We start from the raw sequence: 26,436 nt of genomic DNA, 5'->3' as shown, positions 1-26,436 counted from the left end.
CTTACTGCGGTATCTTCAATTAATATTATAATAAATAGCAAAAAATAAAAAAATAATATCTAAAATAGATATACAAATTCGATAAAGTTTATCAATTAAGAATATCATTGGATAAAATTAAATGCAATAGTAAATCATGAGAGAAATAGGAGGAGGCAGGTGTAGAAGATAATGTTAAATAATGAAGTAATGCTATTTTTATTCCTCGTATCTTATTAATTACAACAATATACAAAGTGACCTTCTGATACTTCTACCAACTGACCTTTTTCTTCTAAATGAACATCTACAATCGGATTATACTTGATACGGGTTCTATTTTCTGCACAAGCTGGATCAGGGACAAGTATTGATGAAAACAGTGCCTTAGTATAAGGATGAATTGGATTGCGATATAATTCGCAAGTTTCAGCGAGTTCAACAATTTTTCCATGATACATAACCCCTACTCGGTTGCAGACATACCTTACCATTGATAAGTCATGTGAAATAAATAAACACGTCATACCATTTTCTCTTTGAAGCTTTTTAAATAAATTGATAATTTGAGCTTGAATTGAAACATCTAAAGATGCAATTGGTTCATCAGCAATGATGAATTCCGGATCAAGACTAAGCGCTCGTGCAATTCCTACACGTTGTCTCTGTCCGCCTGAGCATTCAAATGGATAATAGTCTTTATAGATTTTATCAAGGCCTACCAAGTTCATAAGCTTATAAACTTTATCCATGCGTTCTTCTTTCTCCTTATACACTTTTTGGATTATAAGAGGTTCCTCAATAATTTCTTTTATAGTCATCCGTGAATTTAGAGATGATGTTGAATCTTGAAATATAATTTGCATATTTCTATTTATAAGTCTCTTTTGAGCTCTGTAAATTTTAGGATCTGATATAAGATTTCCCCTATAATAGATTTCTCCCTCTGTTGGCTTATGGATATTAATAATGCTTCTGCCAGTAGTTGATTTACCGGAACCGGATTCACCCACCAAGCCAAATATTTCTCCTTTATAAATTTCAAAAGATATATCATCAACTGCTTTAATTAAAGTATTTTTATCTAATTTGAAATATTGCTTTAAATTTCTCACTTCCAATATTTTTTCGGTTTTCATTTCATATCACTTCACATTTCTCAAATTTAATGGGGGATTTATTTTTGGCGCATCTTTGTGTAAAAGCCAAGTTGCAGCACTATGTGTATCACTGATTTTAAACATTGGTGATTCAGCTAGATAATCCATCTTCAAAGCATATTTGTTTCTCACCGCAAAAGCATCACCCTTTGGCAGGTTCAGTAAATTAGGTGGCATTCCTGGTATGAAATTCAAAAATTCCTCATCAGAATTAATTTTAGGTAAAGAGGACATTAATCCCCAAGTATAGGGATGCCTTGGATCATAAAAAATATCTTTAGCTGTGCCAATCTCAACAAATTTACCTGCATACATAATTGCAATTCTTTGGGCAATATTTGCAACAACACCTAAATCATGCGTGATAAATATGATTGATATACCAGTTTTTACTTGTAACTCTTGAATAAGATCTAATATTTGTGCTTGGATAGTTACATCTAAAGCAGTGGTTGGTTCATCAGCAATTAATACTTCAGGGCTACAGGCCAGTGCTATTGCAATAACACTTCGTTGTATCATTCCTCCAGAGAAATGATACGGATACTGATTAAATCTTTTTTCTGCATGGTCTATCCCAACAAGTTCCATCAATTCTATGCTTTTCCTTTTTGCTTCCCTTTTGCTAATTTTTTGATGAATGAGTACCGCTTCCATGATCTGTTTGCCAATAGACATAGTGGGATTTAAAGAAGTCGTAGAATCTTGAAATACCATAGATATGTCATTGCCTCTCACCTTATTCATAGATTTTTCCGATAAATTTGTTATGTTCTCTCCATTAAGAATAACTTCTCCACTTTTTATACAGCCATTTTCGGGAAGTATGCGTAAAATGCTTTTACATAATACTGATTTTCCAGATCCTGATTCTCCAAGTATCGCTAAAACTTCTCCTTTTTTCAAAGAAAAAGAAACATCTCTAACCACCTTCACTTCACCCGCTTTAGTTGAAAAGCTTACGACTAAATTATTTACTTCTAACAAATTGTCCATATTCGCTCCTAGTCATTAAAAACCACAAAGGAACATTATGGCACCATTGTAGTTTCTCTTTATTTTTTTTTATTTCCTACTGAATTGTCCACTCTGTAATATTCCAGAATACTCCAACGCCATGGTGGCCTAATACTGTTTCTGGGGTAATCCCTTTTATATTAGGCTTTGCAACATATAATGCATCGATGTATGTGATAAATGTATATGGCATATCTTTAGTTAGTTCAATTTGGAATTCTTTGTAATATTTTAATCTTTCAGCTTCGACATCAGTTTCTCTTGCTTTCTGTAATAACTCATCAACTTTGGCATTTGAATAGCTGTTAAAATTACTACCTTTACCTGTTACAAACACTTTATAAGTGTGATCGTCCGGATCAAATGGACTTCCCCAGCCAATCAGGAATGCGTCTTGATTCTCCCAATCGATTTTTGGTTGCATCGCAACCTTCATATCAACCCCAATTGCTTTAAACTGTTGTGCACAGACGTTTGCCATATCAACTCTAACCTGGTCTCCTTCATTGCAGTTGACAGTAAATGATATTTTCTTATTGTTCTTTTCATATATTTTGTCCTTGCCAAGCTCCCAGCCTGCCTTTTCAAGCTCTTGCTTCGCTTTTTTAGGATTATAATCAAATTTTTCCATATCAGGGTTGTTATATTCTCCGGCCTGAAGTGGTGAATATGCTACTTTCCCCTGTCCTAATAGAACACTGTCCAAAATAGCTAATCGATCAATAGCATAACTTAAGGCATTGGGCAGTTCTGGATTTAACTTAAATAAGGGACTATTAAAATTATACATAATTCCCCTGTAGTCTGATGTTTTCATATCATAGATAACAAGCTCCTTATTATTTTGAAATTGACCAGCATCATGTGGTGTAACCTGCGCTAAATCCAATTCTCCTGATTTTAATTGCAGGGCTCTTGCCTTTGTATCCTCTATAATTTTAAAGACTACTTTATCAATTTGTGGTTCTTTTACATAGAAATCTTTATTTTTTACAAGAGTAATACTTTGTCCTTTATCCCAGCTCTCCATTTTAAATGGACCAGTTCCGATTGGAAATTGATTAAATTTATCTGTTGCAATATCTTTTCCTTCTAAGAGGTGCTTAGGTAAAATACCAATCGTCAAATAATCCAGCATTGCGATATTTGGTGCCTTTAAAGTTATTTTTAACGTAGCCTTGTCTACCACTTTAATATTGGTAATATCTTCATAGTTGGAGGCTATTTCTGAATCATTTTTAGGATTTATAATTGTATCTAAAGTAAACTTCACATCCTCTGCCGAAAAAGGTTCATTGTCATGCCATTTTACATCATTTCTTAATGTAAAAGTATATGTTTTTGCAGCTTTATCATATTTCCAACTTTTTGCAAGTCCTGGAACAATCTTGTTGTTTTTGTCATGAGTCGTAAGGCCACTAAAAATCAGGGAATTAATTTCTCCATGTTCATATAATGCGGGATTGATACTTGAATAATCCCCACTTCCATAAACTAAAACCTTTTCATTCGATGTTGCTTTCTTATCAGCATCACTATCACCACCACAGCCTACTAATAAAGCCATGCTCATAATCAGCGCCACTCCTAAAATCATTCGTTTTTTTAATTGCATAATTTTTCTCCTTAATATTTATTGTTTTATATCTTTATAAATTACTAAATTCTTTATTGTTTTTCTTCCTTACATAGTTGCCTATATTCGTTATGCAAACCAATGTAACCACTAAAAATATACCCGGAATCAAGATAATCCACCAATAATTTGATAACAATGCCTTTTCCGAAAGGGAGAGCATACTACCCCATGAAATAATTTCAAGTGGAAGTCCAATCCCTAAAAAACTCAAAGTTGATTCTATTGCAATGGCACTTCCAATATTAATAACCACCATAAACATTATTGATGAAATGAAATTTGGTAGCAGATGCTTTTTTAAAATATAAAAGAATTTACCTCCAGCACATTTCGCTGCTAAAATATAACCAGTATTTCTAATTTGCCTTACTTCACTTCGTACAATCTTAGAAATGTTCATCCAACTAGTAAGCCCAATTACAATGGAGAGGGATACTGGATTTGCTTGTCCTATCATTGCTTGAATGAAAATCATGGCCAAAATCGATGGTATACTAAGTGCGATTTCAGTAAAACGCATCATAATATCATCTACTAATTCAGATGCAACACCACTGAGGCTTCCAACTACAATTGCGATTGTAGTTGATATGATCGTAGCTAATACCCCGATAAACAAAGAGATTCTACCACCATACCAAATCATAGTAAAAATATTTCTTCCTAAAGAATCTGTGCCGAAATAAAAGTTGCTGTTAGGAGCTACATTAATATTACCTAGGTCCATATAAGAAGGATCAACTTTCGTTATTATCCCGTAAAAAATACATCCAAGGATGATTGTAAGTAACATTCCTATTGAGACATAAGGTCTTTCGTTTATGTGTTTTTTAAAGCTTTTTCTTTTAGCTACTTTTATCGTTTCTGGAATATAATTTTCTCCAACTATTTTAAAGTCCCTATATTGTCTTTCCAACAATTGTCACCCCGATCATGTTTCATTCTTGGATCTATTTTATCATTAATTACTTGTGCTAACATATTTACGAAAACCACCAATATCCCTGTTATTAAGCAAAGTACCATCAGCATATTATAATCATGATATTTAGCGCTCTCAAAGGATAAAGAGCCAAGTCCAGGATAAGAAAAAACTTTTTCTACCACATAAGTTCCTCCTAAAATATGAGAAACGGATATTGACATAATACTAATATAAGATGGCATAATATTTTTTAAACAATGTTTATATACAATTTTCTTTTTACTTAAACCCTTAACTTTGCATAATAACACATAATCTTGTCTGGTTTCTTCTACTAATTTATTTCTAATCATGTATGTGTAATACCAAAGGTGACTCAATATCAGAACAATTAAAGGAAGTAGAAGATGCTCTACTCGACTTCCAATGTTGCTGGATTGCCCCAGCCCATAGGCACCACTTGAAGGTAATATCTCTAAATTAATACTAAAAATTAAAATCAGTATAAGAGATACCCAAAACGATGGAATACAAGTGGTTATAACACCTATTTTGCAAATAACTTTATCTATGAGCTTGTCCTCATGTAAGGTGCAAAAAATTCCTAAAAGTAGAGCAAATAAAAAGGTTAATATATAAGCAAGCCCCCCTAGTATAATTGTATTTATATAAACATCTTTAATTACTGTCGTAACGTTTTGTTTATATTTGTAAGAAATACCATATTCACCATGAGCCGCATTTGCTAACCAGCTAATATATTGCCTATATATAGGGTCGTTTAATCCGAGCTTTTTCATTGCATCCAGTTTTTGTGTAGTATTCATCCTCTCAACGCCTTCCCCATAATAAGACATTAAAGGATCTCCAGGTGATAACCTTGCCATATAAAAGACAATGATAGACAGCAGAAATATAACAAAGATGAACTGTACTATTTTTTTTTCTATGTAAATCACATTATTCATAACATTCGATCCTTTCCTAAATAACATAAATAACATAAGAACCACGAAAATTCAGCTCCTTCTTCAAAAAAGAAAAGAGTCGAAACCTTCGTGGTTTAATTTTAATAGTTATTAAATTTAAAAAATAAATTTTTACTATAAAAAATTATTCTTCTAAATAAAGACGCAAGATTCGTCTTGCATATTTAGTCTATATTATATTTCTAATTTAGTCAAATAAAATCATTTTATATATTATACTATAAACGAGCGAATTTTATAACAAATTATTCCATTATAAATTAATGTCAATTGTCCTAAGCTATTTTTAGTGTTTTAAAAATAGCTTCAAGAGAATTTCCTAGGTCAGCTTGATTAAAGATCCAAGATACCCTTTCTTTTTTAGATTGGTTTCTTGCATTCTTAATACCAACGTTAAAATTTAACGTGCCATTGCTTACTTCCAATTCGCAATATACGTAGGTAATCATTAGCAGCAAGAAGTATCTGTTTATACTTCGGTTACTTCTTACTTGGTAATGATTTAAACCAAGATGTTTTTTAGTTTCTCTAAAAAAGGTTTCAATTGGCCATCTAAATTTATAGTGATTTAGGAGTTCTTCAGTAGTAATAGTAGTATCTAGACTTATGAATGCTCTTAAGCAACCAGGTTTAAATAGAGCCTCTTTAGGCCAACAAAGAGCTATCAAAGAATCATTTGCATCATTAAGCTTGCCTCTATATGTGTAGACAAAATATTCATTGTTGCCAACTTTGACTAGGTCGACATCATCCTTAGTTAATATCTCGCACATATGATTAAGCTTAATTCCAAGTTTTTCACGACCTTTTGGATATATCACTCTATTTGTTCTTAGACCACCAATATAGGCGTAGCCTGATCCTTTAGAAACTGCGAACAATTTTTTATTACTATACCAACTATCACATAAAACATAACCTTCATTTACTGGTTTGGGTAATGATTTTATAAACTCAATTGCCATTTGGATTTTACTCATATTTTCTTTGTCGTATATCGCCATAGTATATGGCATCACAAGTGTATCGCACAGTAACATAACGGTAACTAATTGATGACCATAAACTGTTTTACCTTTTAAATGAGAATGGTGGAATCCACATTTTTCAGTAGGTTTCTTAGCCTTTGACGAGGGCACAGTCTTCTCCGAAATAGTGTCATCTATTACAACATAAATAGGTTTACCAGTTGTTTTAGACGTCTCCCATATTCTCATAATTACACGTTTTTTTAGGGCTTTTTCAACAAAGTTTTCGTCCCATGGACTCTCCGATAGAAACTTTCCAATATTAGTCCTATGCCTAACCGGCATAAAATCTGAAACGTCGGTTACTTTTCCACAGTAGCCTTTTGTCACCATAGAATTTATAAATAATATTAGATGATGAATTTGAGGAGTTGTGAGATAAAGAGTTATCTTTAATTCAATTAAAAATTTGTATATTGTCGATGATTTTGTTACAATTGAGTTATTAAACATTTATGTTTTCTCCTTAGTTGTATTTTGTGTAGTGACTTAATTATAACAGGAGAATGTATAAATGTTTTTCTTTTTTTGATATATGGAAATTGGTGGAATCATTTTCGCTCATTTATAGATTATATTGAAATGAATATATAAAATTAACATCTAAAACCCCTAAAGGGATTATTAAAATTACGTGTTCATTTTTAAGTATATTATTCCTGTTTTTAGGTATTGTTGACAAGTAGATGTTATGATAACATTTAATCAATAACAAAACGTTTACATGAAGAAATGGGGGATTAATTAATGAAAAAAGCAGTATCAATTTTATTGGCATCTTTTATGATGTTATCTTTAAGCTCATGTGGATCAAAAAATGGGACAACAGCCCCAAAAGCATCGGATAAATTAACTGTTTATTCACCACATCCAATAGAATTTATCGACCCAGTAGTTAATGAATTTGAAAACCGGACAGGAATTAAGGTTGAGGTTGTAGCAGCAGGAACAGGAGAACTCTTAAAGAGAGTTGAAGCAGAAGGAGAAAACCCATTAGGAGATATTCTATGGGGAGGCTCATTGTCTACTCTAGAACCAAAGAAGGATTTATTTGAAAAATATCAATCTATAAATGAAAAAGATGTTTATGATGATTATAAAAATAAAGATGGTCAAATAACAAGATTTACTGCTATACCAAGTGTAATTATGATCAATAAAAACCTTATAGGAAAGATAAAGGTAGAAGGTTTCCAAGATCTATTAAATCCTGAGTTAAAAGGAAAAATAGCTAATGCAGATCCATCAAAATCTTCTTCTGCTTTTGAACAGGTAATAAATCATTTATATGCTATGGGAAATGGAGATCCAGAAAAGGGTTGGGATTATGAAAAAGCATTAACAAAAAATTTAGATGGTAAACTATTAAGTGGTTCTTCAGCCGTTTATAAAGGTGTAGGTGATGGAGAATATACTGTAGGATTAACATTTGAAGAAGCTGCTGCAAAGTATGTAAAAGATGGAGCGCCAGTTGAAATAGTTTACCCTAAAGAGGGTACTATTGCTAAAGCAGATGGTGTCGTTATTATAAAAGGTGCTAAAAACATGGAAAATGCTAAGAAATTCATTGATTATGTAACTAGTAAGGAAGGACAGACTTTAGTAGCTAATAAATTAAATAGACGTTCAGTTAGAAAAGATGCTCCAGCGGCTGAAGGGCTTAAACCATTAGATAAAATTAAGGTAATAAAGGATGACGAAGCATGGCTTAAAGAAAATAAACAGATGATTTTAGATAAATATAAAGATATATTTACAAGCAACTAAAAAAGATGGGCCCCTAGGACTTTTAAATATTATATTATTAAAAAGCCCTAGGGTTTTTTTTATAAAAAAATTTGTATTAGAAAGGAAATTAAAATATGAATACATCCATTGAATTCACAAATATAGTAAAAAGATATGATGATAATACAGTAATTCCAAAGCTTTCACTTAAAATTAAGGAGGGTGAATTTTTCACATTGCTAGGACCTTCAGGTTGTGGTAAAACAACTCTTTTAAGAATGGTAGCAGGATTTAATACAATTGAAGAAGGAGAGATTAAGTTTAACTCAAAGGTAATTAATGATATTCCCGCACATAAAAGAAATATAGGTATGGTGTTTCAGAATTATGCTATATTCCCTCATATGACAGTATCAGAAAATGTTGAATATGGGTTAAAGCTAAGAAAATTTAACAAAGAAGAATCAAATAAAAAACTAGAGGAAATTTTAAAAGTTGTAAAGATATATGAGTATAAGGATAGATCACCAGACAAACTTTCAGGAGGACAGCAGCAACGAGTTGCACTAGCGAGGGCTATTGTAATTCATCCAACAGTATTACTTATGGATGAGCCTCTTTCAAATTTAGATGCAAAACTTAGAATAGAAATGAGAAGTGCTATAAGAGAAATACAAAAGAAAGTAGGAATAACCACAGTATATGTAACTCATGATCAAGAAGAAGCACTTGCTATATCAGATAGAATTGCAATTATGAACAAAGGTGTTATTCAGCAAATAGATACACCACAAAGAATTTATTTAAGACCTTCAAATGTCTTTGTTGCTACATTTATTGGTCACTCTAATATATTTAATGGAAAAATATTAGTAGAAGAGGAAAAGCAATACGTTGTATTTGAGAATGGATATAAAGTGTCTATGAATAATTTGAATAGCGGAGCGGAAAACGGAAAAGAAATTAAAATATCCGTAAGGCCAGAGGAATTTATAATAAGCAATAACAATTATGGGATTAGAGGTGTAGTTCACTTTAATACATTCCTCGGGAAATATATAAATTATGAAGTAAAACTTGATAATGGGGAAATAATTGAACTAACACAAGATACTAGTACTAATGATACTTTCCATGAAATTGGACAAGAGCTATATCTACAAGTATACAATAAAAAAATCAATGTTTTTAACAAGGATGGGGATATAAGTCTTATTACTGGAGTGGGAAAATATGAAGAATAAAAAAGTTAAAAAGATAAAATTTGATTTTTGGACAATAATAATTCTTATTTCATTTTTAATATTCTCAGTATTTCTAATTTATCCACTAGGTTCATTGTTTTTAACTAGTTTTCAAGATGTGGAGACCGGAAAATACACTTTAGACAATTTCGCTAAGTTTTTCACTAAAAAATATTATTATGGAACACTTATAAATAGTTTTACTGTAAGTATTATAGTAACATTACTAGCTATTTTAATTGGTGCTCCCTTAGCTTATATCATGACTACAGTAAAAATTAAATTTAAATCAATCGTAGAGGTACTTATTATAATATCTGTATTATCTCCACCTTTTATAGGAGCATATTCATGGATATTACTACTTGGAAGAAACGGAGTTATTACAAATTTCTTCTTGAAAACCTTAGGAATACATCTTCCTAGTATTTATGGGTTTAAAGGGATTTTACTAGTGTTTACCTTGAAATTATTTCCGTTTATATATTTGTATGTTTCAGGAGCACTAAAGAAAATAGACGTTGCACTAAGTGAAGCAGCAGAAAGTTTAGGCTGTAGTGGAGTTAAAAAAGTATTTACTATTATATTACCACTGATGCTTCCTACAATAATGGCAGCGTCATTATTGGTATTCATGAATTGTCTTGCTGATTTTGGAACTCCAATGCTTATAGGTGAAGGGTTTAGAGTTATGCCAGTTTTAATTTACTCAGAGTTTGTATCTGAGGTAGGCGGTCAAGCAAATTTTGCCGCTGCACTAAGTACAATAATGGTAATTATAACAGCGGTTATTTTTTTAGGACAAAAATATGTAGTTAATAGAAAGTCATATGTTATGAACTCATTAAAGCCTATATCTGCTAAAAAGGTTAAGGGATACAAGAGCCTTTTAGCACATTTATACGTTTATATTGTTGTAGCACTAGCTGCAATTCCTCAGGTAACAGTAATATATACCTCGTTCTTAAAAACAAGTGGCTCAATGTTTGTTAAAGGGTTTTCACTAAATAGCTATAAAACAGTGCTTTCAAAACTGGGTAATTCAATTCTGAATACCTATGTATATGGTATAATAGCTATAATAATAATAATATTATTGGGAATGCTTATATCTTACGTATCTGTACGAAGAAAAAGTGCCTTAACCTCCTTCCTAGATACATTAACTATGTTCCCATATATTATTCCAGGATCTGTTTTAGGTATTACATTATTATTAGCATTCAACAAGAAACCAATGGTGCTAAGTGGTACTTTCATTATAATGATAATTGCATTTGTTATAAGAAAACTACCTTATACCATTAGATCCAGTGCAGCAATACTATTGCAACTTAGTCCAAGTCTTGAAGAAGCATCAATTAGTTTAGGTTATTCTGAAATGAAAACATTCTTTAAGGTTACTGCAATTATGATGATACCAGGGGTATTTGCAGGAGCAATATTAAGCTGGATAACAGTAATAAATGAATTAAGTTCTTCAATTATTCTATATACAGGAACTACAAGAACATTATCAGTTGCAATATACACAGACGTTATAAGGGCAAGTTATGGTACAGCAGCTGCTTTATCATCTATATTAACGGCTACAACTATCATATCACTAATAGTTTTCTTTAAATTCACAGGTAAGAAAGAAATAAGTTTATAAAAACCTAATAGGAGGATTTGCGTATGAAAAATATAAAAAGAAAATTTTTCAAGGAAGAAATAAGAAAAACTTTTATATTATATGCACTGACTCCTATTATAATTTTGTCCTTTATTTTTTATAATTTATTATTTTTGTATAGCAGTAAAGCCGTCGAGAGAAGTAATAAAAAATATAACAATAGTATATCAAATATTATAAGTAATGAGTTTGTAAGTTACAAAGTGGAAGTAGAGCATTTAGTAAAATGGGATGAAATAAAAAAGGCTTTTTATAATCAACATGACGAAGCAATGGTATATGAAAGGCTTTATAATACCGTTAATAATCATAATATAAGAAGTGTTTTTTATGTTTTTAATGAAAAAGGAGAGTCTATAATAACAAATGCTAAAGGGGACCCTCAATACGCTAAAAGTGATGATTTATTTATGGGTGGAATTTTTAAGAAAATGAAAGACAATCCTAATAAATCTGTTATGATGCTTAATAGGGCTCAACTCGATGTGAATACAAGAACTGTATACTCTATAGGAGAAGCTATTACTGACGACAATAACCACGTTGTAGGGTTTATTGTTTTCGATATTTTGGAAAATGAGATGAACAAAATAGTTTACAGTAGTAGCAATCATCATGCTGTAATAACTGATAGATATAACAATAATATAGTTTCAACTAATAATGCACTTCTAGATGGTATAGGTAAATTGAAGCCATTTTTGGATAAAGAGAATAACTATGTATTTAATAATTCTATAATAGAAGGTAATGTTTATATTCATACAATTTCATATGTGGGCTTTATAAAAAACATCTATTTAATAGGTGAAATATTTTTAATCTTAGTGTTTTTAATTTTAGTGTTTTCTATGTTATTCATTGCTAAGAAAATATCTATAAGTAAGACAAAGTCAATTGATAAATTATTGTCTGCTATTAACAGTGTTCAAGAGGGCAATTTGAACACTGTTGTCAGTATAAACTCTAATGATGAGTTTGAAGTTATAGGTCAGTATTGCAATAAAATGATAATAAGAATAAACGAGCTTGTAGAAAGAAACAAAGAAGAGGCAAGAAGAAATGCATTATCAGAGCTTAAGCAGCTAGAAGCACAATTTAACCCTCACTTCTTATTTAATACACTTGAAATGCTTAAATACATGATAAAAACAGATGAGAAGAGTGCCTCAAAGATCATTGTTTCAATGGCTAACTTGTTAAGATACAGCATAAATAAAAATTTTAATAAGGTAAAGCTTAATGATGACGTTAAATACATAGAGGATTATCTAATAATACAAAAATTTAGATTTGATGGCAATTTTGATTACATTTTTAATTTAAATAAAGAAGTAGTAGGAGAATGCTTGATACCAAAACTTATAATACAACCTATTATTGAAAATAGTATAAAATATGGATTTGAAACAAAACAATATTTAAAAATAAATATAGACTGTAGGGTTGAAAATGATAATTTAGTAATATCAATTGTGGATAACGGAGAAGGAATGAGTTATGAAAAATTATCTGGGATATTAAAACTCATTAACAAAAGTAAAAACGATACAAACCATATAGGACTTTATAATGTTCAAAAGAGAATCAATCTTATGTATGGTATGGAATACGGTATAAATATATATAGTAAACTATATGAAGGTACTAAAATAGTTATTAACCTTCCAGTACATAAAAGTGAGGAGTAGATTATGATTAAAGTGCTTATTGTAGAAGATGAAAATTTTATAAGAAAAGGATTAGTCAACACTATCGACTGGCTGAGTATGGATTGTATTATTTCAGGGGAAGCTGCGAACGGCGAAGAAGGACTAAAAACGATTATAGAAATCAAGCCCGATTTAGTCATTACAGATATTAAAATGCCAATAATGAACGGCGTGGATATGTTGGAGAAAGCTAGTGAAATTTATGATTTTGAAAAGATTATCTTAACTAGCTACGGAGAATTTCCATATGCAAAAAGAGCTATAGATCTGAAAGTCTTTGATTATGTACTAAAACCAATTGATGAAGATAAATTTAAAGAGATAATCGGAAAGGTTAAGAATAAAATTGATGAGAAAAAAATATATAATGAATTTAAAAAAAGTATTAAGGGTTACAAAAATATTGATGTTCTAAATTTGGAGTACTATTTAAAATCTGATAAAAAAAAATCTCAATATACTGAATCAGTAATTAACTATGTAAAAGACAATTACGCAAAAAAGATTAGTATTGAGGATATCGCAGAAAAGTTAGCAGTAAGCTCAAGCTACCTCAGTAGAAATTTAAAGGAACAGACAAATCAAACATTTCATGACTTTTTAAATAGATATAGAGTACAAAAGTCAATTGAATTACTTATGAGGGGGGAGTATAGGGTTTATGAGATATCTTCTATGGTAGGTTTTACTGATTATAAACACTATTCTACTGTATTTAAAAAATATATAAAAGCTTCACCATTAGAATTTGCTAAAGCTAATTTATACATCAAGGGGGATAATGAAAATGATGAAGAGTAAAAATATTTCATTAGTAATTACAGATATGGATAAAACATTATTAGATAATGATAGCAAAATATCAGGAAAGAACCTGTCCTTTATTAAAAAACTTAAAAGAAATAATATTAAGTTTGCTGTTGCTACTGGAAGGTCAAGAAGCTCTCTGTGTAAATTTCTAGGAAAATATCAATTGATAGATGAAGTAGATTATATTATAAGCATGAATGGAGTAAGTATTTTCGATACTAAATCTAGGGAAACCTACGATTTCGGGTATGTAGATGAGGAAATTATTAATGAAGTTTATAATGCTTATAAAGATTATGATGTCTCATTTGCAGTCCATGAGGGTAATTGTTTGATTTGTAATAAAAAAACTACTTATACAGATATCGAATGTGAAGTAAATGGATATGGTGTAAGTGAGATAAGCGATTTTAGTAGAGCAATAAATAAAAAATATGCAAAGCTAATGATAATTGGAGAAAAATGCATAGTAGATGATATACATAGTAAGTTAGCAGAAATCGATTCTAAAAAATTTAATTTTTTTAAAAGCCATGATTATTTTTTGGAAATTGTTAAAACAGGCGTTTCGAAGGGTAATGCTCTAGTAAAACTTTGTAAATTAAAGGACATAGATATATCCAATGTAATGGCGATAGGGGATAACCTTAATGATTTAGATATGATAAAAAACTCTGGATTTGGTGTAGCAGTAGAAAATGCTCATGAGGAGTTGAAAAAGTATGCTGGTTTTATAACAAAATCAAACGATGAGAATGGGTTTGCATATGCTTGTGATGAGTTAATCCATTTTTAAATTAATTGTCCAGTTATGATGATGTATATTCATTTTGACTGGCTTATTTAAATTATTCCTATTATGGTTTATACTAGTTGCATATAAAAAACTTATTTAAAAACTAGTAAATATATTCTAAACATAAAATATTTTAGGAGGAATTGACATGAAACAAAAAACTTATCCAAGTATTAAATATCCAATATTAGAAATTAACTTAAAAAATGTACGCGAAAATATTGAATACATGGTAGATTTATGTAGATCTCAGGGGATAAGCATTGCTGGAGTAGTTAAGGGGTTTAATGCAATACCAGAGGTCGTAGAACAGTTTGCACATGCAGGGTGTACATATATAGCAAGTTCAAGAATGGACCAAATAATTAAACTAAAGGAATATGGAATAGAGAAACCTTTTATGATGATTAGAATTCCAATGTTTAGTGAAATAAAAGACTTGGTACAATATGCTGATATTAGTCTAAATTCTGAAATGGAAACATTGAATATGATTGAAAATGAATGTGAATTACAAGGTAAAAAACATAAGGTGATTTTAATGCTTGACCTTGGAGATTTAAGGGAAGGCGTCTTCTATGAAAACGAATTCATAAATTTAGCGGAATATGTGGAAAATCATCTTGAAAATATAGAGTTATATGGAGTAGGAACAAATTTAGGTTGTTATGGAGCAATAATGCCTACAGAAGAGAATTTAGGAAGGCTTTGTAATATTGCTGAAATAATTGAGGGTAAAATAAACAGGAGACTAGAAATGATTTCAGGGGGAGCTACAAGTTCACTGCCTTTAGTAATAGATGGGAAAATGCCTAAAAGAGTAAATAATTTAAGAATAGGCGAGGGAGTACTATTAGCACAAGATTTAGATGAGTACTGGGGATATGATATGAGACATATGCATAAGGATACTTTTGTGCTAAAAGCGCAGGTTGTGGAAATAAAAGATAAGCCTACACATCCTGTTGGGAAAGTGTTTATTGATGCTTTCGGCAATAAACCAACCTATGAGGATAAAGGAATAAGAAAAAAGGCGTTACTTGCAGTGGGAAAACAGGATTTTGGGTTACACGACAAGCTAATCCCGCAAAGACAAGGTGTTAAAATTATAGGAAGTAGTTCAGATCACTTAATTGTAGATATTGAAGAGTGTGATAGTGAAATTAAATTAGGGGACATACTTGATTTTCAAATGTACTACCCGCCAATGATGTGTTTAAGTGGATATTCAGGTATATCAAAGGTTTTAATATAAGCCATGTACAAAAAATAAAAATATTGACATATAATAGCCTTGTATGATAAATTTAAGGGAATCTCTTTGTATTGTATATAAATAACAGTACAAACTGAGCAGGTGATGAACTTGTAAAAAAGTTCGTGAAGTTGGGCCTAAATGGCAATAGGATTAAAATTATACACCTGTGGGACAGTTTATAGTTCTACGGGCTTTTTTATTTGTATAAATAAATATGACAAATGCAAAGATAATTAATTACTAAGGGGGATATAATCATGAAAAACAGATTAGACAGAAAGTATCTTAAGTATGTACTATATGTTGCCCTCACGGCAACCTTGATTTTTATAAGCTATAATGTAGTATTTAATTTCAAAGAGGTTTTTAGTAATATTACTAGTACAATCAATTCTTTATTTTCAATGATTTCTCCACTCATTATTGGTTGTATAATTGCTTATCTATTATATCCATTATCAAAGATTATAAATGCTTTTCTTGTTAAGCACTTAAAACTTAAATATAAGCCCCATTTAATCAGCATTATACTAACATACTTAGTAGTGATTTTATTATTTATTATACTTATTTATAGCATCTATGCGATGATTGGTGGACAAATTAGTCACAATGAAACCTTATCAGTTATGTTCGAAACTATTAGTGATTATATAAAACGCTATAATGAGCTCTATGATTATATTAACAGAAAAATCACGCAAAGTGGTCTCTCTCTCGATATAAAGGGGTATTTATCACAAGCTATACAGCAGATATACTCATATTTATCACTTTCTATAAATAGTACAATCAAAATATTTGCAGGTATAAGCAACAGTATTATAAATAGTTTTATTGGTTTGTTTATTTCCTTCTATTTATTAAAGGATTATGAATTTTTTAAAAAGATATATTTAAATTATGTGAGTCTTATAATGAAGGAAAGTAAATTTAAGAGCCTTAATAAAACCCTTCTTGAAATTAATTATATTGTATCTAGGTTCATAAGAGGACAGCTCCTTGATGGTTTAATAGTTGGATTAATTAGCAGTATTGGCCTGTCTTTTGTAGGCATTGATTTTGCTATTCTTATTGGATTTACTGCAGGTATTGCAAATATTATACCCTATGTTGGTCCACTAATTGGTTGTATTCCAGCAATTATTGTAGGTATTCTTAGCCCGAACCCTATGCAGGCTTTATGGGCAGTACTTCTACTTCTTGCGGTTCAACAACTTGATGGTGCCGTTATATCACCAAAAATTGTAGGAGATAGCATGGGTCTACATCCGATTTTCATAATCATGGCAATAACCATAGGGGGAAGTTTAGCAGGTATAATTGGAATGCTTTTATCTGTACCTATTGCCGGCATAATTAAACTATTTTTAATAAAAATTATAAGAAAGCGAACAGATGAAACGAGTAGCGAAGTTTAAAACCAGGATAATAGTTAATTATTGAAATATAGAAGGAATATTTGGAATTTTGTAGAATGTTATAATTAGTATGTTATTTTAAAGTAATGAGTTAATAGATTTATTATAAAATAATTTAAAGACATTAAGGTGTAAAGGAGATAAAGATGGAAAAGGATATGAAAATTGCAGTTTTGATTGATGCTGACAATGTGTCTGATAAATATATAAGGTATATAATTGACGAAATTTCAAATCATGGAACACCTACATATAAAAGAATTTATGGGGATTGGACCAAGCCTCAACTAGCTTCATGGAAGAATGTATTGCTTAATTATTCTATTAGTCCAATACAACAATATAGTTATACTACAGGCAAAAATTCTACGGATGCAGCCCTAATAATAGATGCTATGGATATACTCTATTCAAGCAATGTTGATGGATTTTGCATTGTATCGAGTGATAGTGATTTTACTAAACTAGCAGCTCGACTTCGCGAAGCCGGTATGTATGTTATTGGTATGGGAGAAAAGAAAACTCCAAAACCTTTCATTTCAGCTTGTGAGAAATTTAAATATCTTGAAGTATTAGCTTCAATGGCGCCAAGACATACTGAAATAGCGACTGTTAAAGGAGCACAAATACAAGAAGAATCAAAAGGTGGCATGATAAGTCCCGGTAAATTAGTAGAGGCTATAAAAACTATTATAACTGAGATTTCAGATGAAGATGGTTGGGCATTTTTAGGAGAACTAGGTAGCACTCTTAATAAGAGGTATCCTGATTTTGACACTAGAAACTATGGTTATGCAAAGCTTACACCTTTTGTAGCCTCTTTAAAATATTTTGAGATTAGATCAACAAAAACTAGCAATCCAAGTATAAGTCTTAAATATATTAGAAATAAAGAGTGCTAACCCAAGGAGGAATGGGTTTGAAGAATTTCATATCCAGTAATTGTATGTAATGTTATAATCAAAATAATAATAAAAGCTGTGAAGTTTAACTTCACAGCTTTTATTATTAAAAAAAAATAGATTATGTGGCATAAAAATGTCGAAAATCAGGTGACATTTTGTAAAAAACGAGTATAATTAATTCAATACTAAATTACCATTAATTCATAGTACAGGAAACAGGGCGATATTTTCTGAAAGGAATATAAGTGAATATTTCAGCTCTGCAGGATATGGGTTAATAGATTTTTTTATAAAAGGTAATATATATGGGCGCCTTCTGTAAGTTGGAATTCATAAGTTTTTTTAAGTTAAGACATTTAGGGGGTAAAAATTATGGAGGTTATAGTTGCAAAATTTGGTGGGAGTTCAGTATGCGATAGTAAACAATTTCAAAAAGTAAAAGATATTGTATTGTCGGATGTTAGGCGGCGTTATGTTGTGCCATCGGCTCCCGGGAAAAGAAATAAAGGTGATTATAAGATTACAGATCTTTTATATTTGTGCCATGAGCATGTAAAAAAATCACTACCATTTGATGAATTATTTAAATTAATTGAAGAAAGATATACTGTTTTATGTAGTGAATTAAAGATTTCTATTGATATGTCAAAACATTTAAGAGAACTTAAAGAAAAAATAATTAATGGAGCTTCAGAAGAATTTGTAGCAAGTAGGGGAGAATATTTTAATGCTTTAATATTAGCTGAATATTTGGGGTACGAATTTATTGATGCTGCTGAGATTATTTTTTTAAAGAAAAGTGGACGATTGGATGAAAAGGCAACCTACGACGCCGTAAAGACTAGGTTATCAAAAGTAGAAAAAGCGGTAATTCCAGGATTTTATGGTTCTTCCAAAGATGGTGAAATAAGAACCTTTTCAAGAGGTGGTTCAGACATTACCGGGGCAATAATTGCTAGAGGTGTAGGTGCGAAGCTATATGAAAACTGGACAGATGTGTCAGGTCTCTTAATGGCGGATCCTAGTATTGTTAATAATCCCAAACTTATTGAAGAGGTAACATATAAAGAACTTAGGGAACTTTCATATATGGGTGCAAATGTTTTTCATGAAGAGGCAGTTTTTCCAGTTAAAAATCATGGAATCGCAATAAACATAAAAAATACTAATAAGCCAACAGATAATGGAACCTTTATTTTAAGTAATAAATCAGAAATTAAAGTTGGAAACATTACAGGGATAGCAGGAAAAAAAGATTTTACAGTAATAGCAATGGAAAAGACACTTATGAACAAAGATATAGGATATCGTCGCAGGATTCTTTCAATTCTAGAAAGTAATAATGTATCTTTTGAGCATATCCCATCAGGGATAGATTCAATTTCATTGGTAATTGACGATTCTGAATTAGAAAATAAAATTGATGAAATATTAGAAGAAATTGAAAATCAATGTAGTCCAGATTCATTAATAATTCACCCAAATATGGCTTTAATGTCAGTGGTTGGAGAGGGTATTATAAGAACGAAGGGGATATCTGCTAAAGTGCTTAGCGCATTATCAAAATATGATATAAATATTAGAATGATTAATCAAGGGTCAAGTGAGTTAAGTATAATTATTGGTATAGAAAATGAGGATCTTGAAAATGCAATTAGGGCAGTTTATAAAGCATTTGAAAATTAATCATTACCTGTGGAAAAGCAATAATATTTAAGAGCCGCAAGAGACAATTTAAAAGGGGGAAATTAATATGGAAAAGGTAAAAATAGCGATTTTAGGTTTTGGAAATGTTGGGACAGGTGTATGGAAAATACTTCACGAAAATAGAAAAGAAATAATGAAACGTTCAAATTATGAAATAGAAGTTGCTAAAATACTCGTAAAAGATATAAATAAAAAAAGAGATATAGATGTACCTAAGGAAATATTAACAGATAATATTGATGATATTATAAATGATGAAGGTATAAAAATTGTGGTTGAGCTTATTGGTGGAAGAAAAGAAGCTAAGGAGTATATGATACGCGCAATGAAAGCTAAAAAACATATTGTAACTGCTAACAAATTAGTTATCGCGAACTGGAGCGAAGAGTTATTTAAAACAGTAGAGGAAGAAAACGTATTATTTTATTATGAAGCAAGTGTGGCTGGTGGAATTCCAATAATACGTGAAATAAATGAGAGTCTTACAGCCAATAGGATTGAACAGATAATTGGAATTATAAATGGAACAACTAATTACATATTAAGCAAAATGACAATGGATGGAATTAGTTTTGATGAGGCACTAAAAGAGGCTCAAGAAAAGGGTTATGCTGAAGCAGATCCAACCTCTGATGTTGATAGCTTTGATGCTGTATATAAGCTTGCGATAATGTCTTCTCTAGCATTTGGAACTAAGGTTGATCATGATTGTATTTACAGAGAAGGAATAAGAAGTATTAGTGATATAGATATAGAATATGCTAAAAAATTTGGTTATACAATAAAGCTTTTAGCAATAGCTAAAGAAGAAAATAACAAATTAGAACTAAGAGTACATCCAACAATGATACATTCGAGCCACCCAATGGCAAATGTAGCCGATGCATTTAATGCGATTATGATAAAAGGAAATGCAGTTGGAGAATTAATGCTATATGGAAAAGGCGCTGGAGATTTACCAACTGGGAGTGCAGTTGTAGGTGATATAATATCCATATTAAGAAACAATGTAAAGCCTTCTGATGCAAGGGCCCTAAGTGACGAAGGTGATTTTAAAAGAGTGAAAAAATCAGAAGAAAATGAATCAGAATTCTATATCAGACTTAACGTTAAAGATAAGGCAGGAGTTTTAGGAGATACAGCAAAAATTTTTGGAAATAACAATGTTAGCATCGTATCAGTTACTCAAGATGTAATGCTTGAAAATTATGTAATATTGGCATTTATTACACATAAGAGTGAAGAAAAGAATATACGAAATTCATTAGAAAAAATAAAAGAACTAGAAAATGTAAACAAAATAGAAAGTATAATAAGAATAGAATCATTTAATTAAAATTTATATGATTTAATAAATTTTTTCTTAAATTATGCTGTAACGAAAAGCATATATTGCTAATTGCTTTCACATCGCTAAGTAATTCTAAAATCTATTTTATTTGCAGATGCTAAAAAATACAAACTCGCTATAATCTGTACCCTTTGTCAAGGACAGTTTGAAAAAAACTATGCTAAATTACTGAGATGGTTTCTGTATTGAACAGGAGTCATCTTTTTCAAATCCCATTGATATCTATATCTATTATAATAGATCATATATTTTTTAATTTCTTTTTTTAACTCTACTAATGTTTGACACTCTTTTATGTTTGCCTCATCTTTGAAATGACCGAAGAATGATTCCTGTGGAGCGTTGTCCCAACAGTTACCACGTCTCGACATAGATTGTCCTATTCCACAACTTTTAACGAGCTTTTGAAAGATTGGACTTGTATAATGACATCCTTGATCTGAGTGAATAAATGCATCTTTAGATATTTTAATATTTTTATTCTTTTTTAGCTTTATTATAGTATCAGTAACTATATCCATCTTAATATTAGCTGACACATTATATGCCAGTATTTCATTTGTAGAGGCATCCTTAATCGTTGATAGATATGCCCTATTACCCTTTCCATAAAACAAATAAGTTATATCTGTAAGCAATACCTTGCCAGGTATATTTTGCTTGAAGTTTCTATTTAATAGATTTGGTAAAACCGCATGTTCAAGGGTAGCTTTCATCATCCTTTTATAAGGATTTGCTTTTCTAATAGGACATATTATTTGATATTTTTTCATTATCCTACGGATACGTTTTAAGTTGTATACGATTCCAAACTCGCCTTCTAATGTCATTTTGATTTGCCTTGCTCCTTTTTTGCGACCCTTAAAGTTATATGCCTTTAAGATAGTATCTCCAACTGCTTTATCACAATTGTTACGCTTATCCCTAAAGCCCTGTGCACTAACTGAGAAATAGTTATAATACCCTGAACGGGATACCCCAGACACGTTGCATAAATGGCTAATCATATTTCTGAGTTTATATTTTTTAATTTGTGAATTGATAAGAAGGTACTTTTCTTCTGCTGCTAATATTATTTTTTCTTTATCATCCTTCTTTCTAGTATGTCGATTTTTTTTAGTAATTCATTCTCAGCTTTAAGTAAATTAACCTGGACCTTAAGACGGTTATATCTTTCTTCTATGGGAAGATCTTTCCCACTTGATCTTCCACACATTAATTTCCTTGTGTCATTCAGTCCTATTACACCTTTTTCTCTATATGCATTCCGCCATCTGTAAGCTGCTGATCTAATTCGATCCGTTCCAAGAACATCTATATCAAAGCCATATTCTTTAAATATTTCTTTTATAGATTTACCCTTTTCATTCTCTGTTATAAAAATACGTTTATACTCATCAGTATAGGTTATTCCTTTAATACTAACATTTGTTACATATTTATTTTTGGATAACACTTTGACTTCTTTTTCTGTAAAATTCTTAATACTCATTTATACACCTCTAATCTTTTATTCCATTATACATAGAAAAACCCTATAGCGTAGGTTTTTTTAAATCGTCTACTCTATAGGGTACATTTTACTATCGCTCGAACATGTATTTTTTTTCACGCATCTGTAAATAAAATAGATTAAGAATTACTAAGGCGAGTTCAAATGCATTTTACGCAATATATGCTTTTGTTAGCATAATCTAAGAAAAAGATCTAATATTCAAATGATAAGACTAGGTTCGTACCTAACAGTGCATTTGGTGATTGAAAATTCAAAGATTATTAATGACATCCGCAGCCTACGGCTAAAAGATTTTTGGGCGTGGATTATTAAGATTTTTCTTGTATTTTTGTCAACTGTTCCTGCTAAATTCATCTTAATATAGATATGCATAATAGTATGAACGTTCTCCGAAAGCGATTTGAAATAAGAAGAGCAGAAACATTGAAATTCCATTTAGAGTTTAATATTGGCAAAACACTAGAATTCCTTAATGGAATTTCACGTTTCAATCTCTTATTTTAAATCACGCAGGAGAAGGTTCATAGGATGCACTCTTATTCACATTCGAATAACTTTCTTGCAAATTTTACAGTTTGAGTTGCATCTTTTGCATAATAATCTGCTCCTATCATTTTTGCATACTCTTCATTTAAGACAGCGCCTCCAACAAGAACAGTGCAATCCAAGTTATTGTCTCTAAGTGCTTTTATTGTTTCACCCATGCTCCTAACTGTTGTGGTCATAAGCGCACTTAAACCAACTAATTTAATGTTTCCGCTGCGAACTGCATTAACAACTATATCCTCGTGTACATCTTTACCAAGGTCAATTACCTCAAATCCATAGTTTTCGAGTAGGATTTTCACTATGTTTTTTCCTATATCGTGTATATCTCCTTTAACAGTTGCAAGCACAATTGTACCTTTGCTAAGTTTTTTATCCGTGCTTGCCATCATTCTTTCTTTGATTACCTCAAAAGATTTCTTTACTGCTTCTGCAGATTGTAATAATTGAGGAAGAAATATTTCTCCGCTTTCATATTTTTGGCCCACAATATCAAGTGATGGAATTAGATATTTGTTTACAACTTCAAGTTCTGACATAGTTTTCAAAAGTTCTTTTGTTATTTTCGAAGATTCTTCTTTCAAACCATCAATAATAGTTTGATTTAAATCTTTAGCATTTACAACTTCTTTACCAACTGGTTTTCCTTCAAATGATGAATAAGCATCTATATATTTTTTTGAAGCTTTATCTTTATTCCATAAAACATTAAATGCATTAATAGTCGCCATCATATCGGGGGATAGAGGATTGAGTATTGGTGCATCAAGGCCAGCGGTTAATGCTGCAGCAAGGAACGTTCTATTTAATAGTTCTCTTTGTGGTAAACCAAATGATACATTGCTTACTCCAAGAGTAGTTTTAACTCCTAGCTTAGATTTAACAAGTTCAACTGCTCGAATTGTCTCTTTAATTTCACTTTGCTGCGCTGATGCAGTTAAAACAAGACAATCTATTATAATATCTGATTTATCTATTCCGTACTCTTCAGCCTTTTGTACAATTTTCTGGGCTATTTTAAGCCTGCCTTCAGCCGTTTTTGGAATGCCATCCTTGTCAATAGTTAAGCCTATTACACATGCACCATATTTTTTAACAATTGGAAATATGGAAGCCATTACTTCGTCTTTACCATTAACAGAGTTTATTAGTGGTTTTCCGTTATATATTCTCACTGCTGACTCAATTACGTCACATCTAACACTATCAATTTGAAGGGGAAGATTTATTACACTTTGTAGTTCTTTTATTGTTCGTATCATAACCTCATGCTCGTCGATTTCAGGAAGTCCCACATTTACATCTAGTATATCTGCTCCTGCATCTCTTTGATTAATAGCTTCATAGAGTATATAGTCCATATTATTATTTTTTAAAGCCTCTTTAAGTTTCTTTTTGCCTGTAGGATTTATTCGCTCACCGATAATTTTTATTTGTCCTCCAAGGACTACTGTTAAAGAGGGGGAACTTACTGCCGTTATTCTTTTAACATCACGGCGTACAGGCTTTAATTTTTTAAGCTCAGCCTTTATAGCTGTTATATGCTCGCAAGCGGTACCACAGCATCCACCGAAAATAGTAACACCCATTTCTGCCATAATTTTTGCATACTGCGCAAATTCATGGGCCTGAACATCGAAAACTGCGTCTCCATTTACAAGTTTAGGAAGCCCCGCATTAGGTTGGACTATAACAGGAATATTTGAGTACTTAAGTATTTTTGTTATTATTGGAAGCATTTCATTTGGTCCTAAAGAACAATTTACTCCAATTGCATCTACTCCAAGACCTTGAAGTACGTTCACCATAGTTATTGGGTCTGTTCCCGTTAATGTGCGCTCGTCACCTTGATATGACATTGTACATACTATTGGAAGAGAACTATTTTCTTTTGCCGCAAGAATAGCAGCCTTTGCTTCATAAATATCTGACATTGTCTCAATAAGAATTATATCAGCGCCTTCCCTAGAGCCAATTTTAATCTGCTCTGCAAAAGCCTCATATGCATTATTAAATGATAATGTTCCAAGTGGCTCCATTAATTGACCAATAGGGCCAATATCAAGTGCAACAAGATTATCACCAGCCGCTTTTCTTGCAATTCTCACAGCACCTCCAACAATACCCTCAACGGTATATTGCGTGTCTTTAAGCTTATAACTATTTGCACCAAATGTATTTGTGGTAATAACGTCACTTCCTGCATCTAAGTATTCTCCATGTATTTTTTCAATGATTTCTGGGTGCAATATATTATAGCTTTCTGGTAATTCACCCATCTTAATTCCGTATTTTTGTAGCATTGTTCCCATAGCTCCATCAAATAATAAAAAGTTATTAAAGTTTATTTTTCTACACACAATACCTACCATCCTTTCTGAATTCACAATTTTTATTTTTACAAATTTTACATTTTTGTAATTTATCTACTGGTTTTAAACTTGCAACTTCACTAAGTCCTATAAGTGCTGTTACCGATTTTCTTGGTATCATAATACTATTTTCAGTAATAGATAGTCCTATTTTTTTATAAGCATCTAAAACATTTAATATTTCTGACCCATTATCAATAGAGAAGTCTCCATATCCTGGACTATATCTAGTTGTAATATGCAAATTATCTATTAAAGCATTTTTCATAATCTCATCTTGCAACTCATTACATAAGGTTTCTATTGCGGTGGTTGCACAGGCGTCCATAATTAAACCCTTTGTAATATTAAATCTTGAATAGTAAGATATTCTACTATCCACATTTATCCCTAATGTTGCGGCCATAACCACACATTTTCTTGAATTTACTAGGAGATTTATTATATCTGCATCTTTTAAAACTAACGTACTACCCAAGAGAAAAATCTGATCGTTTTTTCTTTCAATATCAAAAATTTCATATACAAAACTTTCTTTACATATGTCAATAATCTCATCGCAACATTCATCAACTAAATCAATTATACTCTTATTAATAATTTGATTTTTATAGCCCAAATATCTTAATACTTCTTGTTTATCAATTACCATAGTACG

General features: G+C 31.1%; 20 protein-coding genes and 1 riboswitch. Of the genes, 11 read left to right on the top strand and 9 right to left on the bottom strand.

Annotation, left to right across the window (positions count from 1 at the left end):
• Positions 1-215: 215 nt before the first annotated feature.
• The 6 genes from ACWJKP_RS15645 to ACWJKP_RS15620 all read right to left on the bottom strand — a co-directional run bounded on the left by ACWJKP_RS15645 (position 216) and on the right by ACWJKP_RS15620 (position 7,190).
• Positions 216-1,118 (bottom strand): ATP-binding cassette domain-containing protein, encoded by a 903-nt coding sequence (locus ACWJKP_RS15645; protein WP_165413928.1) that lies wholly within the window; start codon positions 1,116-1,118, stop codon positions 216-218.
• A 6-nt stretch (positions 1,119-1,124) separates the two neighbouring features.
• On the bottom strand, positions 1,125-2,135 hold the full coding sequence (locus ACWJKP_RS15640) for an ABC transporter ATP-binding protein (RefSeq protein WP_165413927.1): 1,011 nt from the start codon (positions 2,133-2,135) through the stop codon (positions 1,125-1,127).
• A 76-nt stretch (positions 2,136-2,211) separates the two neighbouring features.
• On the bottom strand, positions 2,212-3,771 hold the full coding sequence (locus ACWJKP_RS15635; RefSeq protein WP_165413926.1) for an ABC transporter substrate-binding protein: 1,560 nt from the start codon (positions 3,769-3,771) through the stop codon (positions 2,212-2,214).
• A 34-nt stretch (positions 3,772-3,805) separates the two neighbouring features.
• Positions 3,806-4,711, bottom strand: coding sequence for an ABC transporter permease (locus tag ACWJKP_RS15630; RefSeq protein ID WP_187351445.1), 906 nt, complete (start codon positions 4,709-4,711; stop codon positions 3,806-3,808).
• On the bottom strand, positions 4,681-5,688 hold the full coding sequence (locus ACWJKP_RS15625; protein WP_462961304.1) for an ABC transporter permease: 1,008 nt from the start codon (positions 5,686-5,688) through the stop codon (positions 4,681-4,683). The genes ACWJKP_RS15630 and ACWJKP_RS15625 overlap by 31 nt, the downstream gene beginning before the upstream one ends.
• Positions 5,689-5,984: 296 nt before the next feature.
• Positions 5,985-7,190 carry an IS701 family transposase gene (locus ACWJKP_RS15620; protein ID WP_224578714.1) on the bottom strand — a complete coding sequence of 402 codons (1,206 nt, stop codon included), beginning with the start codon at positions 7,188-7,190 and terminating at the stop codon, positions 5,985-5,987.
• 294 nt (positions 7,191-7,484) lie between these two features.
• Here ACWJKP_RS15620 and ACWJKP_RS15615 point away from each other — a divergent pair, with 294 nt between their 5' ends.
• The 11 genes from ACWJKP_RS15615 (at position 7,485) to ACWJKP_RS15565 (ending at position 21,329) form a co-directional block, all read left to right on the top strand.
• Positions 7,485-8,504 (top strand): ABC transporter substrate-binding protein, encoded by a 1,020-nt coding sequence (locus ACWJKP_RS15615; protein ID WP_165414477.1) that lies wholly within the window; start codon positions 7,485-7,487, stop codon positions 8,502-8,504.
• 95 nt (positions 8,505-8,599) lie between these two features.
• Positions 8,600-9,709 carry an ABC transporter ATP-binding protein gene (locus ACWJKP_RS15610; protein WP_165414478.1) on the top strand — a complete coding sequence of 370 codons (1,110 nt, stop codon included), beginning with the start codon at positions 8,600-8,602 and terminating at the stop codon, positions 9,707-9,709.
• Positions 9,699-11,363, top strand: a complete 1,665-nt coding sequence (locus ACWJKP_RS15605; protein ID WP_165414479.1) for an ABC transporter permease — start codon at positions 9,699-9,701, stop codon at positions 11,361-11,363. The genes ACWJKP_RS15610 and ACWJKP_RS15605 overlap by 11 nt, the downstream gene beginning before the upstream one ends.
• A gap of 23 nt (positions 11,364-11,386) precedes the next feature.
• A complete protein-coding gene (locus tag ACWJKP_RS15600) occupies positions 11,387-13,075 on the top strand; it encodes a sensor histidine kinase (RefSeq protein WP_165414480.1) in 1,689 nt (562 codons plus the stop codon).
• 3 nt (positions 13,076-13,078) lie between these two features.
• Entirely contained in the window at positions 13,079-13,897 is an 819-nt protein-coding gene (locus tag ACWJKP_RS15595) for a response regulator transcription factor (protein WP_165414481.1), read from the top strand.
• Positions 13,884-14,702: a Cof-type HAD-IIB family hydrolase gene (locus ACWJKP_RS15590; protein ID WP_165414482.1), complete on the top strand. Its 819-nt coding sequence runs from the start codon at positions 13,884-13,886 to the stop codon at positions 14,700-14,702. The genes ACWJKP_RS15595 and ACWJKP_RS15590 overlap by 14 nt, the downstream gene beginning before the upstream one ends.
• Before the next feature lie 148 nt (positions 14,703-14,850).
• On the top strand, positions 14,851-15,957 hold the full coding sequence (locus ACWJKP_RS15585) for an alanine racemase (protein ID WP_165414483.1): 1,107 nt from the start codon (positions 14,851-14,853) through the stop codon (positions 15,955-15,957).
• An 84-nt stretch (positions 15,958-16,041) separates the two neighbouring features.
• A riboswitch (NiCo riboswitch) is annotated at positions 16,042-16,137 on the top strand.
• Between the two features lie 80 nt (positions 16,138-16,217).
• On the top strand, positions 16,218-17,381 hold the full coding sequence (locus ACWJKP_RS15580) for an AI-2E family transporter (protein ID WP_165414484.1): 1,164 nt from the start codon (positions 16,218-16,220) through the stop codon (positions 17,379-17,381).
• Positions 17,382-17,527: 146 nt separating this feature from the next.
• Positions 17,528-18,283, top strand: coding sequence for an NYN domain-containing protein (locus tag ACWJKP_RS15575; RefSeq protein ID WP_165414485.1), 756 nt, complete (start codon positions 17,528-17,530; stop codon positions 18,281-18,283).
• Positions 18,284-18,658: 375 nt separating this feature from the next.
• On the top strand, positions 18,659-19,972 hold the full coding sequence (locus tag ACWJKP_RS15570) for an aspartate kinase (RefSeq protein WP_165414486.1): 1,314 nt from the start codon (positions 18,659-18,661) through the stop codon (positions 19,970-19,972).
• Positions 19,973-20,039: 67 nt separating this feature from the next.
• Entirely contained in the window at positions 20,040-21,329 is a 1,290-nt protein-coding gene (locus ACWJKP_RS15565; protein WP_165414487.1) for a homoserine dehydrogenase, read from the top strand.
• Between the two features lie 170 nt (positions 21,330-21,499).
• Here ACWJKP_RS15565 and ACWJKP_RS15560 read toward each other — a convergent pair.
• The 3 genes from ACWJKP_RS15560 to ACWJKP_RS15550 all read right to left on the bottom strand — a co-directional run bounded on the left by ACWJKP_RS15560 (position 21,500) and on the right by ACWJKP_RS15550 (position 26,430).
• Positions 21,500-22,836 (bottom strand): IS3 family transposase gene (locus tag ACWJKP_RS15560; RefSeq protein WP_165415069.1). Its coding sequence is split into 2 segments (ribosomal slippage): positions 21,500-22,455 and positions 22,455-22,836, totalling 1,338 coding nucleotides; the frame shifts between segments, so codons are not numbered across the junction.
• 560 nt (positions 22,837-23,396) lie between these two features.
• On the bottom strand, positions 23,397-25,778 hold the full coding sequence (locus ACWJKP_RS15555) for a homocysteine S-methyltransferase family protein (protein WP_165413238.1): 2,382 nt from the start codon (positions 25,776-25,778) through the stop codon (positions 23,397-23,399).
• Positions 25,759-26,430: a vitamin B12 dependent-methionine synthase activation domain-containing protein gene (locus ACWJKP_RS15550; protein ID WP_165413199.1), complete on the bottom strand. Its 672-nt coding sequence runs from the start codon at positions 26,428-26,430 to the stop codon at positions 25,759-25,761. Before ACWJKP_RS15550 ends, ACWJKP_RS15555 begins: the two co-directional genes overlap by 20 nt.
• Positions 26,431-26,436 lie beyond the last annotated feature (6 nt).

Source organism: Clostridium sp. CM037 (assembly GCF_055081095.1).
The sequence above is the reverse complement of the archived record's forward strand: the minus strand, read 5'-3'. Positions and strand labels throughout refer to the sequence as shown.